Source organism: Citrobacter sp. Cpa228, assembly GCF_030333085.1.
Classification (GTDB): Bacteria; Pseudomonadota; Gammaproteobacteria; order Enterobacterales; family Enterobacteriaceae; genus Citrobacter; species Citrobacter pasteurii.
Genome location: NZ_JAOWGQ010000050.1, coordinates 64,054 through 80,500, shown reverse-complemented (window position 1 = coordinate 80,500; position 16,447 = coordinate 64,054). Strand labels below are relative to the sequence as shown.

General features: G+C 54.0%; 17 protein-coding genes. 5 read left to right on the top strand and 12 right to left on the bottom strand.

All coding sequences use genetic code 11. The features are described from left to right. Window positions 1–10: 10 nt before the first annotated feature. Window positions 11–223, top strand: coding sequence for a YdgH/BhsA/McbA family protein (locus OGX91_RS13575; protein WP_003825262.1), 213 nt, complete (start codon window positions 11–13; stop codon window positions 221–223). Window positions 224–279: 56 nt separating this feature from the next. On the opposite strand, the gene OGX91_RS13570 is transcribed toward OGX91_RS13575, so the two are convergent. From OGX91_RS13570 to OGX91_RS13545, 6 genes are all read right to left on the bottom strand, one after another. Beyond that, window positions 280–2,025 (bottom strand): putative frv operon regulatory protein, encoded by a 1,746-nt coding sequence (locus OGX91_RS13570; protein ID WP_286626529.1) that lies wholly within the window; start codon window positions 2,023–2,025, stop codon window positions 280–282. An 82-nt stretch (window positions 2,026–2,107) separates the two neighbouring features. Further along, window positions 2,108–3,220, bottom strand: coding sequence for an aminopeptidase (locus OGX91_RS13565; protein WP_286626527.1), 1,113 nt, complete (start codon window positions 3,218–3,220; stop codon window positions 2,108–2,110). Further along, window positions 3,210–4,661, bottom strand: a complete 1,452-nt coding sequence (locus tag OGX91_RS13560; RefSeq protein ID WP_149692165.1) for a PTS fructose-like transporter subunit IIBC — start codon at window positions 4,659–4,661, stop codon at window positions 3,210–3,212. The genes OGX91_RS13565 and OGX91_RS13560 overlap by 11 nt, the downstream gene beginning before the upstream one ends. Before the next feature lie 10 nt (window positions 4,662–4,671). After that, window positions 4,672–5,118: a PTS fructose transporter subunit IIA gene (locus tag OGX91_RS13555; RefSeq protein WP_005121799.1), complete on the bottom strand. Its 447-nt coding sequence runs from the start codon at window positions 5,116–5,118 to the stop codon at window positions 4,672–4,674. A gap of 182 nt (window positions 5,119–5,300) precedes the next feature. Beyond that, the gene (locus OGX91_RS13550) at window positions 5,301–5,624 is read right to left on the bottom strand and encodes an AzlD domain-containing protein (protein WP_005121797.1); all 324 of its coding nucleotides are present in this window, start codon (window positions 5,622–5,624) and stop codon (window positions 5,301–5,303) included. Next, window positions 5,624–6,283: an AzlC family ABC transporter permease gene (locus OGX91_RS13545; RefSeq protein WP_040233068.1), complete on the bottom strand. Its 660-nt coding sequence runs from the start codon at window positions 6,281–6,283 to the stop codon at window positions 5,624–5,626. Before OGX91_RS13545 ends, OGX91_RS13550 begins: the two co-directional genes overlap by 1 nt. Before the next feature lie 101 nt (window positions 6,284–6,384). On the opposite strand from OGX91_RS13545, the gene OGX91_RS13540 reads away from it, so the two are divergent. Next, on the top strand, window positions 6,385–6,933 hold the full coding sequence (locus OGX91_RS13540; protein ID WP_003028726.1) for a helix-turn-helix domain-containing protein: 549 nt from the start codon (window positions 6,385–6,387) through the stop codon (window positions 6,931–6,933). Between the two features lie 84 nt (window positions 6,934–7,017). Here the strand turns inward: OGX91_RS13540 and rhaM are convergent, their stop codons facing one another. The 5 genes from rhaM to rhaB all read right to left on the bottom strand — a co-directional run bounded on the left by rhaM (window position 7,018) and on the right by rhaB (window position 12,300). Continuing rightward, the gene (gene rhaM, locus OGX91_RS13535) at window positions 7,018–7,332 is read right to left on the bottom strand and encodes an L-rhamnose mutarotase (RefSeq protein ID WP_155022022.1); all 315 of its coding nucleotides are present in this window, start codon (window positions 7,330–7,332) and stop codon (window positions 7,018–7,020) included. Further along, complete coding sequence (gene fucO, locus OGX91_RS13530) at window positions 7,329–8,477, bottom strand: lactaldehyde reductase (protein ID WP_286626547.1); 1,149 nt, start codon at window positions 8,475–8,477, stop codon at window positions 7,329–7,331. Before fucO ends, rhaM begins: the two co-directional genes overlap by 4 nt. Before the next feature lie 126 nt (window positions 8,478–8,603). Further along, entirely contained in the window at window positions 8,604–9,431 is an 828-nt protein-coding gene (rhaD, locus tag OGX91_RS13525; protein ID WP_005121783.1) for a rhamnulose-1-phosphate aldolase, read from the bottom strand. A 143-nt stretch (window positions 9,432–9,574) separates the two neighbouring features. After that, window positions 9,575–10,834 carry an L-rhamnose isomerase gene (gene rhaA / locus OGX91_RS13520; RefSeq protein WP_005121780.1) on the bottom strand — a complete coding sequence of 420 codons (1,260 nt, stop codon included), beginning with the start codon at window positions 10,832–10,834 and terminating at the stop codon, window positions 9,575–9,577. Continuing rightward, window positions 10,831–12,300, bottom strand: coding sequence for a rhamnulokinase (rhaB, locus tag OGX91_RS13515; protein ID WP_286626520.1), 1,470 nt, complete (start codon window positions 12,298–12,300; stop codon window positions 10,831–10,833). The genes rhaA and rhaB overlap by 4 nt, the downstream gene beginning before the upstream one ends. Before the next feature lie 303 nt (window positions 12,301–12,603). Between rhaB and rhaS the strand changes: the two genes are divergently transcribed. Further along, entirely contained in the window at window positions 12,604–13,452 is an 849-nt protein-coding gene (rhaS, locus tag OGX91_RS13510; RefSeq protein WP_155022020.1) for an HTH-type transcriptional activator RhaS, read from the top strand. A 131-nt stretch (window positions 13,453–13,583) separates the two neighbouring features. Next, the gene (rhaR, locus tag OGX91_RS13505) at window positions 13,584–14,432 is read left to right on the top strand and encodes an HTH-type transcriptional activator RhaR (protein WP_005121771.1); all 849 of its coding nucleotides are present in this window, start codon (window positions 13,584–13,586) and stop codon (window positions 14,430–14,432) included. On the opposite strand, the gene rhaT is transcribed toward rhaR, so the two are convergent. Beyond that, on the bottom strand, window positions 14,429–15,463 hold the full coding sequence (rhaT, locus tag OGX91_RS13500; protein ID WP_005121768.1) for an L-rhamnose/proton symporter RhaT: 1,035 nt from the start codon (window positions 15,461–15,463) through the stop codon (window positions 14,429–14,431). The genes rhaR and rhaT overlap by 4 nt on opposite strands. 289 nt (window positions 15,464–15,752) lie before the next feature. Between rhaT and sodA the strand changes: the two genes are divergently transcribed. Then, the gene (gene sodA / locus OGX91_RS13495; RefSeq protein WP_005121766.1) at window positions 15,753–16,373 is read left to right on the top strand and encodes a superoxide dismutase [Mn]; all 621 of its coding nucleotides are present in this window, start codon (window positions 15,753–15,755) and stop codon (window positions 16,371–16,373) included. Window positions 16,374–16,447 lie beyond the last annotated feature (74 nt).

Genomic DNA, 16,447 nt, shown 5'->3' with positions numbered 1-16,447 from the left:
GGTTTATATCATGAAAAGCATCAAAACTTTTGTCGCAGTTATCGCTCTGGCTACTTCTTTCGGTTCTTTCGCTGCTCAGACAGTTACCGCAACCGGTTCTACGCTGGAAAGCGCCGAAGCAAAAATTGCCGCTCAGGCTGAACGCGCAGGAGCCAGCGATTACAAAATTACTCAGGCATACACTGGCAACCGCGTGCATATGACCGCTGAACTGCTGAAATAAAAGACCTTAGTACTGTCGAAAGAGCGCCCTTGAGGCGCTTTTTTCGTTTCCGGCATTCACTGCCTGAGCAATGCCAGAAACGTGTCATAGCTTTTCAATCCCGCAATAGTTTCTGACGGATGGCTGCTCAATACGCTGGATAAAAAACTAAAGATTTTTAGTTCATGCCTGACTTCGGCGGCGGCACAGGTGATGAGTACATGGCTGACCGGTTCGTTATTCACCTGAAGAGGGTGCGCGAGAGTGACAAAGAAACCACGAAAGCGACGCCCCTGTTCGCTCCAGCAATGAGGGATCGCCAGGCGATTCACTATCAGGTTTTCGCCTTCATGTTCTCGGGCGCAAATGCGCAGCGCTTCGTCCTCGCTGATGTGGCTCTGTGCCACAAGCTGCCCGCAGATCCGACCAATGATGCTCTGCCAGCTTTCGTCCTTCTTATTGGCGTAATGGAAGCTACCCTGCTGTAAAAAGAATCGCTCGGGCTGCTGGCGGATAAAGGCTGTCGCGAGGAAGTGTTTGATCTGTTCGGTACCTGCAGCGGTGATAATGTTCTTGATGGTTAATGTATTTTTTATTGAGTCATCGAGTAAGTAATGGCTATTGTTGATGATTAACAATGGGGCAACTTCTTCACTGATGGCGCTGATTTCACTTGTATTTCGCGCAATGATCACCCGACAATTCAGCACATCTCGCTCAATGGCCTGTTGGTTGATGGTGGCGATAGCATTCTGGTCGGATAACAAAATGACGGGCTGCCGCTCGTTTTGATGTCGTTCCAGCGCGCAGGCGAAGTAAAGCCCGATGAGGTCGCTATCAAACAGGGGGATATCCAGTTTTTCACGCAGCAGGGCAATAAAACGCAGACTCAAATCGAAAGCAGCCGGCCAGGTAGACCTCAGGTTATGCATACTGCTCTGGCGATGTTCCGGTACCCAAACCGGGGCAGAGATGCATCTCAGCAAGTGGCCGGTAATATTATCAACCAGTTGGGTATCGATAACGTTCAACGCAGCGATGCCGGGAACGCTTTTTAACAAACAGGTCACCGCATCGGCCGAGATGGTCATTGCCTGCCGTTGCCTGATTTCCAGAAGACCGTTCAGTGTTCTGAAGGCGTTCTCGCCCAGGTAAACACCACCTTGTTCCACCACATTTTTCAATGATGCATACCGACATTCCGGCCATGAGCCGGAGAGCTGATTACGCAGGGCGTAGACTGCCAGCACCAGGCTTGCCAGGTATTCTCCCGAAATGAGCGGGAATTCATTCAGTTTTGCACATGCGGCATTAAGCCTGTCAATGTTGTCTCGGGTCATACCCGGCAGTGGAATCAGGAGAGGATCTTTTTTGAGCAGATTTGCCAGCAGGATAATGCGCTTTTCTTCCGGTTCATCAATGAAATGACCGACGCCCGGGCGGCTGGCCAGGCAAAAGGCACGCTCATAGCGCTGCTTCAAACGTAGGAGGCGGTCGGCCACCCAGGTTTCGGGCAAATTAAGCGCTGAGGCCAGCTGTACCCGGGGTGTGAAGGTATTGATTAACAGAAACGCCAGCAACCGATCATCATTATCATGACGTTGCAGAAGCTGGAAAAAACTGCGCCTGTCGACGATATCCAGTTGATAGCCCGCGTTGCCGCCAGGCTGAATACGGGCCTTACCACTGAGGGTAAAGTTGAGGTAATCAATATCACGCAGGATGGTTCTGCCTGAAACGCCAGTTTGTCGCGCCAGCTCGCCCAACGGACACGGCTGTTGTTCAAGAATATCCACAATTTTTAACTGGCGTTCCGATAACATATACACTTCCTCTTTCAAGTTGCTTCTGCGTTGGCTGCATTCACTCACCCTGGTCACGTACTATTTGTACGTTCCCAGGGATTCATTCATTTGCCGCCTTGATGCAACTCGAATGAGTTTGTGTATTGTTCACCTGGCGAAAGTCGGTGAAGGATTTCACTTTCTCTGCCGTCAGCGAGGTCAACAGCTCACGCACCAGCGTAAACAGCGCGTCGTAATCTGCTGCGGAAATCATGCCGCTGTTGGCGTGGAGATAGCGAGTCGGCAGACAGAGCGCCGCCACCGGGCGACCACCACCCATCACGTTATAGCGCCCACCGTCCGTCGCCCCGGTTTTCATGGTACAGAACTGCAAAGGCGCATCGCTCCTTTTGGCACACTCTTTTAACGCGGCGACCAGTTGCTGATTGGGAAAATATCGCTTATCGAACAGCATCAGGCCAGGGCCATCGCCCAGCTTCAAGGGGTATTTAATATTGTCGATTCCTGGTACGTCGCCCGCCACCGCCGTATCCAGCACGATCACCACGTCGGGCTTGATATGCTCCGCTGAAGTTTGTGCCCCGCGCAACCCGACTTCTTCTTCCACGCTGCCCACGCCGTACAGGGTAATTTCAGGGTTATCGACGGTTTGTAGAAGCTCTGCCATCAGGGCGCAGCCGACGCGGTTATCCAGCGCTTTACCGACGATCTTATCTTCGCCCCAGCGAGCGAAGTTGGCTTCCGGGCTACTGAAGTCACCGATCGCAATCCCGCGTTTTTCCACCTCTTCACGGCTGCTCGCGCCAATATCAATAAACATCTCGTCAAAGGTCAGCGGCTGCTGTCTCTGCTTTTCCGTTAAGGCGTGCGGAGCGACGGAGCCGATGATGCCAGGGATTTTAACGCCTTTACGGGTACGAATGGTGACCCGGTGGTTCAGCATCGACTGGCTCCACCAACCGCCAATGGTGGTGAAGCGCAAAAAGCCGCTATTGTCGATATGTGTAATCATAAAGCCCACTTCATCCATGTGCCCAACGATGGCAACCTTCGGCCCACGGTTTCCTTTGCGGGCGACAAAGCTGCCGAGGCCGTCGAAGGTGATTTCATCGACGCTGGGATCCAGCGCATTAATGAGAAGTGCGCGAACGTCCTGCTCATCACCGCTGACGGCGCTGGCTTCACATAACTGCTGAAGTAACTCAATGTTCATGGGCAAGCTCCTGCTGCGCGGCTTTTGCTTTACGTCTCAGCCACAATCCTTTCAGAATGATAATTAACGAAATGTTCAGCGCCAGGCCGATAGCCAGCACCAGGTAAAATGAGCCCACTGGAGACATCAGGCCGATCAGCGGATCAAAGATACCTAAACCTGGCGCGAGGCGTTTGATTCCAAAGGCGATGACCAGCATACCGGTAATACCGCCGGAGAGCGTATTGGCGGTAATCATCGGTAGCGGCGCAGCCAATGCGTAAGGGATCGCCGGTTCGGTGGCGACGGTTGCACCCACCACAATCGCGCTACTGGCGGCGGCTTTCTCCTGTTGGGTAAACAGTTTTGGTGCGATATAGGTGGCAATGCCCGCCGCGACGGGCGGCATCAGGGCTACCACCCCGACGATGGCGTACCAGTCATAGATATGCTTTTCCAGCAGCGAGAAGCAGAAGAACCAGGCGGTTTTGTTGATTGGCCCGCCCATATCAAACGCCAGCATCGCGCCAACGAGGAAAGCCGCGCCCATTTTCATAGACGGCGGAATGGTGTTCAGGAAGTGCAGCAGGCCGCCCATGATGTCAGACATTACCGGGCCGATGACGTAATAAGTCAGTACGCCAAACACCAGTAGGGTGATGAACGGGATCAACATGGAACCCAGCAGCGGCTGCAGCGCTTTGCCGAGCTTAACTTTGCGAAACCACAGCACGAAGTAACCGATCGCCAGCCCCAGCACTACCGCACCGAGAAACCCCGCCCCGGACTGGGTACCGAGCAGGCCTTTATCATTTGCCAGATAACAGACCAGAAATGCGGGAGCGAAAGCCGGCTTATCGGCAATCGACCATGCGATATACGCGCCCATAATTGGGATCATAAAGGTAAAACCCAGATAGCCTACCGATTCGACAATCCAGGTAAACGAAGGTGCGCCTTTCGACATATCGATGTAGGGCAAACCGAACTGAACGAGCATATTGGCGATGGCGACCAGAATACCCCCGCCGATAACAAACGGCAGCGCGGCGGAAACGCCCGCCATCAGGTGACTCATCACGCTGCCCTGCTGAACCTCCTGTTTACCCAGCCTCACGCTGCTGTCGGCGGCAAACAGCTGCGAATGCGTCGGCAACTGGGTGAAAATCTGGTCGATATTTTTCAGCGCCTGGGAAATGGCAATCTCATAGACTTTTTTCCCGGCGAAACGCGCGCGATCCTCACCGCTTAATCCACGACCCGTCGCCAGAATAACGTAATCGGCGGCGGCAATATCTTCGGTTGTCAGGCGGTTTTCGACGCCGCTTGAACCCTGAGTTTCAACGTTAATGGTGTGGCCGAGTGCGCGCGCTTTTTGTTCCAGCGCTTCCGCCACCATATAAGTGTGAGCGATACCTGCCGGACAGTTGGTGATCGCCACTAAACGTAAGGATGACTCCATAGCCGCTTCCTTATGAGGTTAAGGTCTGATTGAGCAGGGCGAGCACCTGGCTGGCGTCGCCCTGTTTCAGCTGGTTGATAAAATCGTCGTGGATGATTTTGCGGCACAGGGTGCCGATAATTTTGACCTGATCATCTTCGCCGGTTTGCGGTACGCCGAGGCAGATCCAGCAGTTAACGTCTTCGCCGTCGCTGGCTTTCCAGTCCACGTTTTCTGATTTACGCGCGAACAAGACGAAAGGCTGCCTAACGCAGGGGCTTTTACCGTGAGGGACGGCGATGCCGGATCCAAAGCCAGTAGAGTGCAGCTTTTCGCGCAGCAATAGGGTTTGTAGGAAGGCGCTGCGATCGGAGACATAACCATTCTGAAACGCCATATCCGCCAGTTGCTTGAGGATGGCATAAACGCTATTCCCCTGAATATTCAGGTCAATACAGTTAGCTGTAAGGGCTGTCATGGTGGGATTCCGTTAAAAACTGTTTGATGTGATTTTAACGATGAGATGGCGAAGAGATGAGCAGCAATATGTCTGCGGGGCGTGACAATTTTAGGCAGAGTTAGCGCCTGGTTTTGTGGAGTAAAACACACAACGCCACAGGCGATTACCCTGACGAATATTTTGCCAGGGTAATGCTATTTTTAGTGCATACCAGCCATTCTTAACAACGCAGTCACCACTGCGGCGGCAACGATCACCACAATCAGCGGCAGCTTACGCCAGGCGAGAAACACCGCAAAACCCACACCGAGTACGCGCGCCATGCCGGCAAAGTGTTCGCCTTCATAAAAGGTGGTTGCCAGCGCGACGGAGAACAGTAACACCGTTGCAGCATCAGAAAGCAACGCCTGTGAACGTTCAGAAAAGGCTAAACGGCCTCCCAGTTTTGCTCCCCCTAAGCGCATTAAATATGTACCCAAAGACAATACGGCGATACCGACGATAAACAGCGTCATGTTACCCATTATTTTTTCCTCGCCAGTAAGCCAAACAGTGAGAGCAGTACCGGCAAGCCTACCGGTGCGAAAGGTACGGACGCGAGTGACAATGCGGCCCCGCTACAGGCACGGATGAGCGTGGTGCGGTTTTTAAAGGCCGGAACCACTAAGGCCAACAAAATGGCAGGGAAAACGGCATCCAGCCCAATGGTTTCAGGTGCAGGGAGCAGCTTGCCGACACCGGCACCGATCAGTGTGCCAATCGGCCAGAAAATGGCGACGCCCAGGCCGCATAACCAGTAGGCGGCTTTACGTTGTTCCGGTGTTTTTTGCGACAGGCCGAACACCACGCTTTCATCGTTCATGATATGGCAGCCGAGAAAGCCAGCGGCGCGAGTGCCGACCAGATCGCGTACCGTCACGCCAAACGGTACATGTCGGGCATTCACCAGTAACCCGGCCGCCGCTGCCGCCAACGGATTTCCGCCGCTGGCGATAATACCGATAAACATAAATTCAGAAGCCCCGGCCAGCACTGTAATCGAGAGTACAAAGGGCACCCAAATCGGGAAGCCGTAAGCCATTGCCAGCGAACCGTAGGACATGCCTACCACGCCGACGGCCAGGCACACTAAAAATATCGCTTTAATCGTGTCGCCTTTGAGGCTGGAAAAATAATGTTTCATACTGTTTTAGCCATATCGAACGAATTTCCATTATAATGAACGGAACAGGTTTGCTTTACAAGTCGAACGATTCGTTCGATATAAAAAACAAAGAGTCGAATATGACCCAACCCATCAGTATGATTGCGAAGAGTCTGGTGCGCGAACGTCAGCGTACCGGTTTGTCGTTGGCGGAGATTGCGCGCCGCGCAGGGATTGCAAAATCTACGCTTTCGCAGTTGGAAGCCGGTAATGGAAATCCTAGCCTGGAAACGCTGTGGTCACTGTGTGTGGCGCTGGATATCCCCTTTGCCCGATTACTGGAACCGCAGGAGCAAAAAACGCAGGTGATTCGCCGTGGCGAAGGGACAAAAGTGGTGGCGGAACAGGCCCATTATCAGGCGATTTTATTGGCAGCTTGCCCACCGGGCGCGCGGCGGGATATCTATTTGCTGCTGACGCAACCCGGTGCGGACCGTATTTCACAGCCACATCCACCGGGATCGGTGGAGCATATTATTGTGACGCAGGGTAAGGCGATGGTGGGATTGACGGAAGCGCCGGAGGAGTTAGGCGAGGGCGACTATATTTGTTACCCCGCTGACCAGGCGCATATCTTTAAAGCACTGGAGCCGGACACCCAGGCGATTCTGGTTTCTGAACAAAATTGAAACTGCCGGATGGCGCTATCGCTTATCCGACCTGGAAAAAATAGAACCGTAGGCCCGGTAAGCTTGCGCCACCGGGCACACGACTTACGGCAAATAAAACACTTCTTTTAGCTCTGCGCTGACCGGGCTGTTGTCCGGGTTTGCCGGCATTACATCGCGCATATGCTTCCACCAACGCTGGCAAACCTCAGTCTCGGCGACAGCATTCCAGCGCGCTTCGGACTCGATCTCAACGGTGGCGAACAGCAGATTGCGCTCCTCGTCGAGATAAATCGCATAGTGATGTGCGCCGTGGGCTTTCAGCACCGCTGCCAGTTCTGGCCAGATGGGATTGTGCCGACGTTGATACTCAACGTGCGCATCGGCATTCACCTGCATTATAAAGGCCTTGCGGATCATAACGCCTCCAGATACAGCTCGCGGACCTCGTCGCGGCTGGCGGTGCGCGGGTTGCACGGCGCACACGGATCGGCCAACGCTTTATCCAGCCAGCCCTCAATATCCTCTTTCGTCACGCCAAGTGAACTAAAGCCCGCAGGAATACCGACACGCTTGCTGAGTGCACGAATCGCGTTGATGGCCTCCATGCTGGCCGCTTCATCGCTCATACCGTGCGTATCGACGCCCATTGCCTGCGCCACGCGGGCAAAGCGTGCCACGGCGTTGGGGCGATTAAAGTTTTCGATTACCGGCAGCAGGATGGCGTTGCAGACGCCGTGCGGCAGGTTGTGCGTTGCGCCCGGCTGGTGTGCCAGCGCATGCACCAGACCCAGGCCAGCGCTATTGAATGCCATACCCGCCAGATACTGACCAAACGCCATTTGCTCACGGGCGTCGAGGTTATGACCCTCATCGACCGCTTTCGGTAGCCATAGGTTGATCAGACGAATCGCTTCTAACGCGTTGGCATCGGTCAATGGATGTGCGCCGACGGAGACATAGGCTTCAATGGCGTGGGTCAGGGCGTCCATGCCGGTTGCAGCGGTGACGGAAGCCGGGATGTCCAGCATGACGCTGGCGTCATCCACGGCGATATCCGGGATGATATTCGGGTCGATGATCACCTCTTTAACCTTGCGGGCTGAGTCGATAATGACCGCATTACTGGTCATCTCTGCTGCCGTTCCGGCGGTGGTATTGATGGCGACCAGCGGTACGCCCGCATTTTTCACTTTTCCCACGCCGGAGTAAGCAGTGGAAGGGCCTGGGTTGGCGGTCAGGATCTTCACCGCTTTGGCGGTATCGATCGGGCTGCCGCCGCCGAAAGCGATGATGTAATCACACTCTGCGTCCTGGTACGCCGCAAAGCCTTTCTGCACCAGCGCTTCCGTCGGGTTTGGAAACACCTCATCAAACAGGTGGTAAGACATCTGATGTTCATCCAGCGCGGCAAACATGCTATCCAACAGGCCCAGCTTTACCAGTTGACCATCGGTGACGATCAGCGCTTTGCCCCATTGCTTATTCGCCACGAGGTTCACCATATCGGCAATCGCGCCGGCGCCATGCAGGCTAATTTTTGGCAGTGCCAACATAAAGCTCATCATTATTCTCCTTAAAAAAATTCCCTGGTGCCCGATGGCGCTACGCTTATCGGGCCTACGGTGAAATGCGCACCGTCATGTAGGCCGGATAAGGCGAAGCCGCATCCGACGTTGAGTGGGGAGGTATCAGTACAGCTCTATGGCGCTTGCCAGCGGCGTCACGCCGAAGCGTTTGCCAAGTGCTACCAGCTCTTCACGCGTAATGGTCTGCTTCATACCGCCCATCGAGTAAATCTTGACCAGAACCTCAGCGGATTTCTCTGCGGTATCGATCAAACCGAACGCTTCGTCGAGGGTGGGGCCACTGCCGAACACGCCGTGGAATGGCCACAGTACCAGCGAATGTTTCTGCATTTCTTCTGCGGTGGCCTGACCGATTTCATCCGTACCAGGCACCATCCACGGCAGAATACCGACGCCATCCGGGAACACCACCAGACACTCGGTGCTGCCTTCCCACAGCTTACGGGTCATCAGCGCGGTATTGTTTTCCAGTACGTAGGTCAGGGCGATCAGGTTGGTGGCATGGCAGTGCATGATCACGCGGTCTTTGCCATTGGTGGCTTTAATGCGCTCGCAGTGGGAAAGGAAGTGCGCGGGCAGTTCGGAGGTCGGCACGGCTTCGTGGGTCAGCCCCCACAGAATGTGGTAACCCGCGCCATCGCTGTCGATTTTCACCACGCCCAAATTGGCTGCCGGATCGAGCTGGACGTTGCGGAAAAATTTCCCCGAACCGGTGACGATAAACGGCGTATTCGCCAGCAGCGGCATCGGCTGGCTCAGCGCGATATAGCGCGGTTTTTCGTGGAAATCGGCGCTAAATGGCGCAATATCTGCCTCATCCAGGCGCAGTGTCAGGTTGCCGCCGTTGCGTTCGTCCCAGCCTTTCAGCCAGGCATCGGAAGTGGCTTTAATCATCCCCTGGACGAACCAGGAAGTGGTCATGTTTTGCATGTTCGGTGTTCCCATTTATTGCCCGAACGTTATCGGGTCTTACGTAGGCCGGATAAGCGAAGCGCCATCCGGCAATCGTGTTTTATTCATTGCCGGATGGCGACGCGGGGCGTTTTATCCGGCCTACAGGTCAGGCGATGCGGTTAGCTACGTTTGCTCAAAATCTCTTTTTCATAAGTGCGCACGCTGTCCAGCCACTGGCTGCCCGCTGGCGTGTCGTGACGCTGGCAATACATCTCCCAGACGGCCTGCCACGGCAGCGATTTTTGCTCTTCCAGCAGAGCCAGACGTGCGGTGTAGTCGCCGCTGGCTTCGAGCTGACGCAATTGCCCGGTCGGTTCTAACAGCGCGCGCAGCAGGGCTTTTTTCATATTGCGGGTGCCGATCACCCACGCGGCGATGCGGTTAATGGAGGCGTCGAAGAAGTCGAGGCCGATGTGTACGCGGTCAAACAGGTTGTGGCGCACGATCTCGCTGGCAATCGCCTGTGTTTCATCATCCAGCAGCACCACGTGATCGCTGTCCCAACGCACCGGACGGCTGACGTGCAGCAGCAGGCGCGGCACGTACAGCATGGCGGCGGAGATTTTGTCGGAGATCACTTCTGTTGGGTGGAAGTGACCTGCATCCAGGCACAGCGCGGTCTGGCGGCTGGTGGCGTAACCCATATAGAATTCGTTGGAGCCGACGGTATAGCTTTCTGCGCCAATACCAAACAGTTTGCTCTCGACGGCATCGATGTGGTGCGCCGGGTCGAATTTCTCGCTGATCACTTCGTCCAGCGCGTCCAGCAGGCGTTGGCGCGGTGCTAAACGATCAACAGTGATGTCTTTCATGCCATCCGGGATCCAGATGTTCATCACTGATGGCGTACCCAACTGCTCGCCAAAATACGCCGAGACGCGACGGCTGGCTTTGCAGTGGTCAATCCAGAACTGGCGAATGGTGTCATCGGCGTGGGCCAGCGTGAAGCCGTCGGCGCTCAGCGGATGCGAGAAGCAGGACGGGTTGAAATCAAGCCCTAAGCGGTTCACTTTTGCCCACTCAACCCAGTTTTTAAAGTGTTCAGGTTTGATTTGGTCGCGGGCAACTGGCGTATCAGACTCCAGATAGATCGCATGCAAATTCAGACGTTTTGGACCCGGGATCAGGCTCAGCGCCTGCTCCAGATCGTCCCGCAGTTCGCTGGCGTTACGCGCTTTGCCCGGATAGTTGCCGGTAGCCTGAATACCACCCGTGAGCGAACCTTCCGGGTTTTCGAATCCGGCGACGTCGTCGCCCTGCCAGCAGTGCATGGAGACCGGCAGACGATCGAGCTGGCGCAAGGCTGCCTCGACATCAATACCTACCGCGGCGAAACGCAGTTTTGCCAGTTCCCAGGCTTGTTCAAGTTGAGTGGTCATGCGCAAAGCTCCTTTGTCTGTCGTAATGGTTGAAACTGCGCTTTGTGGCGGGCAATTTCACTTTCAGGATTGGGAATGAAGGTGGTCAGGTCGTAGTTAGCGCGTACCACCTGACGGAAATCATCGACGTTGTTAAGCTCGTCCAGCGTCATCAACTGGACGCCAATATTGCCGAGCGTGGAGGCCTCAATAGGCCCGGATATGACACGAATACCGCAGGCATCCGCGCAAAGTTGGTTGAGTAATGCGTTCTGGCACCCACCACCCACGATGTGCAGTTGGTGAAATACTTCGCCGCGAAGCTCAGCCAGTTCCTGCAGGATATCGGCGTACAGCAATGCCAGGCTGTCGAAGATACAGCGCGCCAGTTCGGCGTTTTGCTGGGGAACGGGCTGGCCTGATTCACGACAGGCCGCCTGAATTTCCGCACTCATATCGTCGGGATTAATAAAGCGATCGTCGTTGGGGTTTATCAGGAACTGACAGGCCGGCAGCGCTTGCGTTTGGGCGATAAGCGCTGGCAGGTCGGTTATCTGTCGCTCTTTTAACACGCGCTGAAGTAGCCACAGCCCCATGATGTTTTTCAGCACGCGGTAGCGCCCTTCCGCGCCCCCTTCGTTGGTGATGTTCGTCGCCAGCGCCGCATCGTTGGTATACGGTGTTCTGCTTTCGAAGCCCATCAGCGACCAGGTACCGGAAGAGAGATAGGCACTATTTTTATCGGCCAGCGGAGAAGCAATGACCGCGCTGGCCGTGTCGTGACTGGCGACGGCAACCACCGGAATTTGATTTTTCTGCGGGCAAATCCAGTGGCCAATTACGTTCCCCGGATGCGTGGGGCGGCCAAACCACGTTGTGTCGGCACCGCTCCAGGCCAGCAGGGTTTCGTCCCAGTCGTCGGTGTTGATATTGACTAACTGGGTGGTGGTGGCGTTGGTATATTCCCAGTTCATTTCTCCGGTCAGGCGATAGCTGAAGTAATCTGGGATCAGCAGGGCATGCGCCACCTGGGGGAGCAGTTCCGGTTGCTGCTCGACCAGCGCGCGGAGCTGATACAGGGTATTAAAGGGTAGAAACTGAATGCCGCTACGGCGATAGATTTCACTTTTACCTGGCTGCGTCATGGCTCGTGACATAATGCCGTTCGTGCGGCTATCGCGATAAGAGACTGGCAACCCAACACGCTGACCGTTTTTACCGATCAGGACATAATCCACACCCCAGGTATCAATGCCGATGCTGTCGATCCGAATGCCTTGATCGCAGACTTTCTGCAGACCGAGGCGAATGTCGTTTTCCAGGCTGTCGATGTCCCAGGTGTCAAAACCGTCTGTTTTTTGCAGGCAGTTAACAAAGCGGTGGATTTCACGCAGTGTCAGGGTACGGTGTTCACTGTCGTAACGCGCCAACATTACGCGTCCACTGGATGCACCGAGATCAACAGCGGCACAATGGCGAAGAGTCATAGCGAGGTCCTTCTGAGTTTCATTGCACTCAGTCTAAGAACCCGTGAAATGGCGTACCTTCTTGTTAGTGACAGCGACAATACGCGGCTGGCAGCATGGCAAAGGTGAACGTGATAGCGTTCACAGTTTCTACTAATAGGGACGATTTCACCTGATGTGACCCCTTCCGCAATTCCCGATCTTTCCTGCTATTTCTTGAAGAATTGACCGTGTTTACGCACTTTGGCGTCAAAAATTTAAGGTGAGGGTGATAACCCTTAATTACTATTCAGCCATGTCCATTTGATCGGGGGGGATGTCATCATGACCGTATTGCATTGCGTGGATTTTTTTCCGACAGGTAAAGCGCCCGTGGCGATTGAGCCCCGGCTTCCTCAGCCTGCTTTTCCAGAGCATCATCATGATTTTCATGAAATTGTAGTGGTTGAACATGGTACGGGAATTCATGTGTTCAATGGACAGCCTTATACCATTGGCGGGGGAACGGTGTGTTTTGTCCGCGATCATGACAGACACTTATATGAACATACTGACAACCTGTGTCTGACCAATATTCTGTATCGTTCCCCGGATGCATTTCAGTTTTTGGCCGGGCTGAATCAGTTGTTACCCCAGGAGTTGAATGGGCAATATCTGTCACACTGGCGGGTGAATCAGAGCGTGTTGCAGCAGGTTCGGCATCTGGTGGGGCAAATGGAAAATCTTGGAGAGGCAATGGATACGCCAACAGCGGCAAACCGTGAGATCTTGTTCATGCAGTTGTTGGTGCTGTTGCGTAAAAGCAGCCTGATGGAAGCGGCAACAGATAATGATGCGCGGCTGAACCAACTACTGGCATGGCTGGAGGACAATTTTGCCGATGAAGTGTGCTGGGAAGCCATAGCCGAGCAGTTTTCGCTCTCTTTACGTACTTTGCACCGCCAGCTTAAACAACAGACCGGGCTGACGCCACAGCGCTATCTCAACCGCCTACGGCTTATCAAAGCCCGCCATTTGCTACGTCACAGTGATGACAGCGTGACGGACATCGCTTATCGCTGCGGGTTTGGTGACAGTAACCATTTTTCGACGCTGTTTCGCCGGGAGTTTAACTGGTCGCCGCGCGATATCCGACAGGGACGCGATGTCATTACTGGAAGCAGCCTCCAGTAACGCGAAAGCTATCAACGTTTTTTACCGCCGAATCTCAGATAATCTTGTTCCTTAACGCCGGATGGCGGCTACGCCTTATCCGGCCTACAGATTACGTGACACGTAGCCGCTATCCGGCAGGGAATATTGTGATGGCGAATCAGCTAATCCTTTTGAAATCAGACTTTTTTGCGCATGAGCAGCAGGCTGTCGCCGTGGCCGATCGTTATCCGCAGGATGTCTTCGCTGAGCATACTCACGAGTTTTGCGAGCTGGTGCTGGTCTGGCGCGGCAATGGCCTGCATGTTCTCAACGATCGCCCGTACCGGATAACCCGTGGCGATCTGTTTTATATCCGTGCCGAAGACAAACACTCCTACACCTCAGTTAACGATCTCGTCCTGCAAAATATCATTTACTGCCCGGAACGGCTGACGCTGAATGTCGGCTGGGAAAGCGCGATCCCAGGATTTAACGGCTCGCCGCGACAGCCCCACTGGCGGCTTGGTAGCGCGGGTATGTCCCAGGCCCGGCAGATAATTAGTCAGCTTGAGCATGAGAGTAATCAGCGTGACCCGCTGGCTTTTGAAATGGCCGAGTTGCTGTTTGGGCAACTGGTGACTCATTTCAAACGGCACCGCTATGCCACGGATACGCTTCCATCGACATCAAGTGAAACGTTGTTGGATAAGCTGATTACCGCGTTGGCCGGGAGTCATGAACATGCCTTTGCGCTGGATAAATTCTGTGAGCAGGAACAGTGCAGTGAGCGAGTTTTGCGTCAGCAGTTTCGCAGCCAGACCGGGATGACCATCAACCAGTATCTCCGCCAGGTACGGGTTTGCCATGCTCAGTATCTGCTCAAACACAGTAGGCTGATGATCAGTGAAATTTCTATGCGCTGCGGCTTTGAAGACAGTAATTACTTTTCGGTGGTATTCACGCGAGAAACCGGGATGACGCCGAGCCAGTGGCGTCATCTCAGCAGCCCGCATGATTAACTGGCCATCCCCAGACCAACAATATTTGCCGCGAGAATAATGACCACGCAGCCGAGGCTCAGTACGCTGATCGGACGGCGGCCCGCGTTTTTCCACTCTTTCAGCACCAGACCAACAATACCGCCACACAGGACATAGAAGCTCATGTGCAGCATCCAACTGACATAATCATACTGCGCCGGAATGCGAGCGTGGCCCCAGGCGTAGAAGAAAAATTGCAGATACCACATCAGGCCACCGAGCGCGGACAGTAGCACGTTGGTAATGATCAGCGGTTTGGCTAACGAGAAGTCGGCTTTTATCGAAAGATCTTTCACTTTTGCCAGACGAATAAAACAGAAGCCCAGGTTGACTAACGCGCCGCCGCCCATGATGACGACATAGCTTGGTAGCGCGACATACAGCGGATCAACGCCCAGCGCGGCGGCGGCATCGTGCATGGGTTTCGCCGCGTTCATCGCAAAGGACATCCCGGCAGAGAAAATGCCGCACATTACCGCCAGCACCAGCCCCTTCTTCAGGTTGAACTCTTCTGCTTTGATGCCCATTTTACGTTCTTTCAACTGTCCTGCGCGGGTCACAATGCCCACGCCGATCAGCGCGACCAATACGCCCAGTAGCGTCATGCGCCCGCCATCGGTGTTGATCAGCACATCAAAGTTACCGTTGATGATAGGGGTCATCAGCGTGCCGACAATCAGGGTAATACCAATCGCAATACCAATCCCCATCGACATGCCGAGATAGCGCATGGTCAGGCCATAGTTGATATTACCGATCCCCCACATCGCTCCAAACAGGAATACCGGTGCCAGCGTGGAGAGGCTGAAAGAACTGAAGTAGGCCCAGAAGTTGGGAAGCAACATGGCGCTGATGGTCCATGGCAGGATAAGCCAGGAGACGATCCCGCCAACCGACCACATCGTTTCCCATGACCAATGTTTGACTTGTTTGAACGGGGCATAGAAACAGGCTGCACTGGCTGCACCTATCAAATGCCAAAGAATACCCATCGTAATCGCGTTACTCATGACTGAATCCTCGTTATTTTTTATCGTCGGTCATAACCCCTCCGACACAACGAGTTTAAAAATTACGCAGATTATTAACCTTTTGACGATTGCCGCCTTTGTCCTCTTGTTGGCAATCATCACGTTAACTGGGTGATTTGGCTCACATCTTCAGCAATGGTGATGAATAATTAAAACCATGTAAAAAGTACGGCATTGATAATCATTTTCAATATCATTTAATTAACTATAATGACCCAACTGCTTACGCGGCGTTAACACTGGCCGCCCGACAATACTGGAGATGATTATGAGTTATACACTGCCATCCCTGCCGTACGCTTATGATGCCCTTGAACCGCACTTCGATAAGCAGACGATGGAAATCCACCACACCAAACACCACCAGGCTTACGTAAATAACGCTAATGCTGCGCTGGAAAGCCTGCCTGAATTCGCGAGCCTGTCCGCTGAAGAACTGATCACCAAACTGGATCAGCTGCCTGCGGATAAGAAAACCGTTCTGCGTAACAACGCGGGCGGTCACGCTAACCACAGCCTGTTCTGGAAAGGCCTGAAAACCGGTACCACGTTGCAGGGCGACCTGAAAGCGGCTATCGAACGTGACTTCGGTTCTGTTGACAACTTCAAAGCTGAATTTGAAAAAGCAGCAGCAACTCGTTTCGGTTCCGGCTGGGCGTGGCTGGTGCTGAAAGGTGACAAACTGGCTGTTGTTTCCACTGCTAACCAGGATTCCCCGCTGATGGGTGAAGCAATCTCTGGCGCTTCCGGCTTCCCGATCGTGGGTCTGGACGTTTGGGAACACGCTTACTACCTGAAATTCCAGAACCGTCGCCCGGACTACATCAAGGCGTTCTGGGACGTAGTGAACTGGGACGAAGCTGCTGCACGTTTCGCTGCAAAAAAATAAGTTCGACGCGTTAACTAAGCCCCTGCAAGCGATGCTTGTGGGGGTTTTTTTGTGATCAAAATCAATATAAAAAC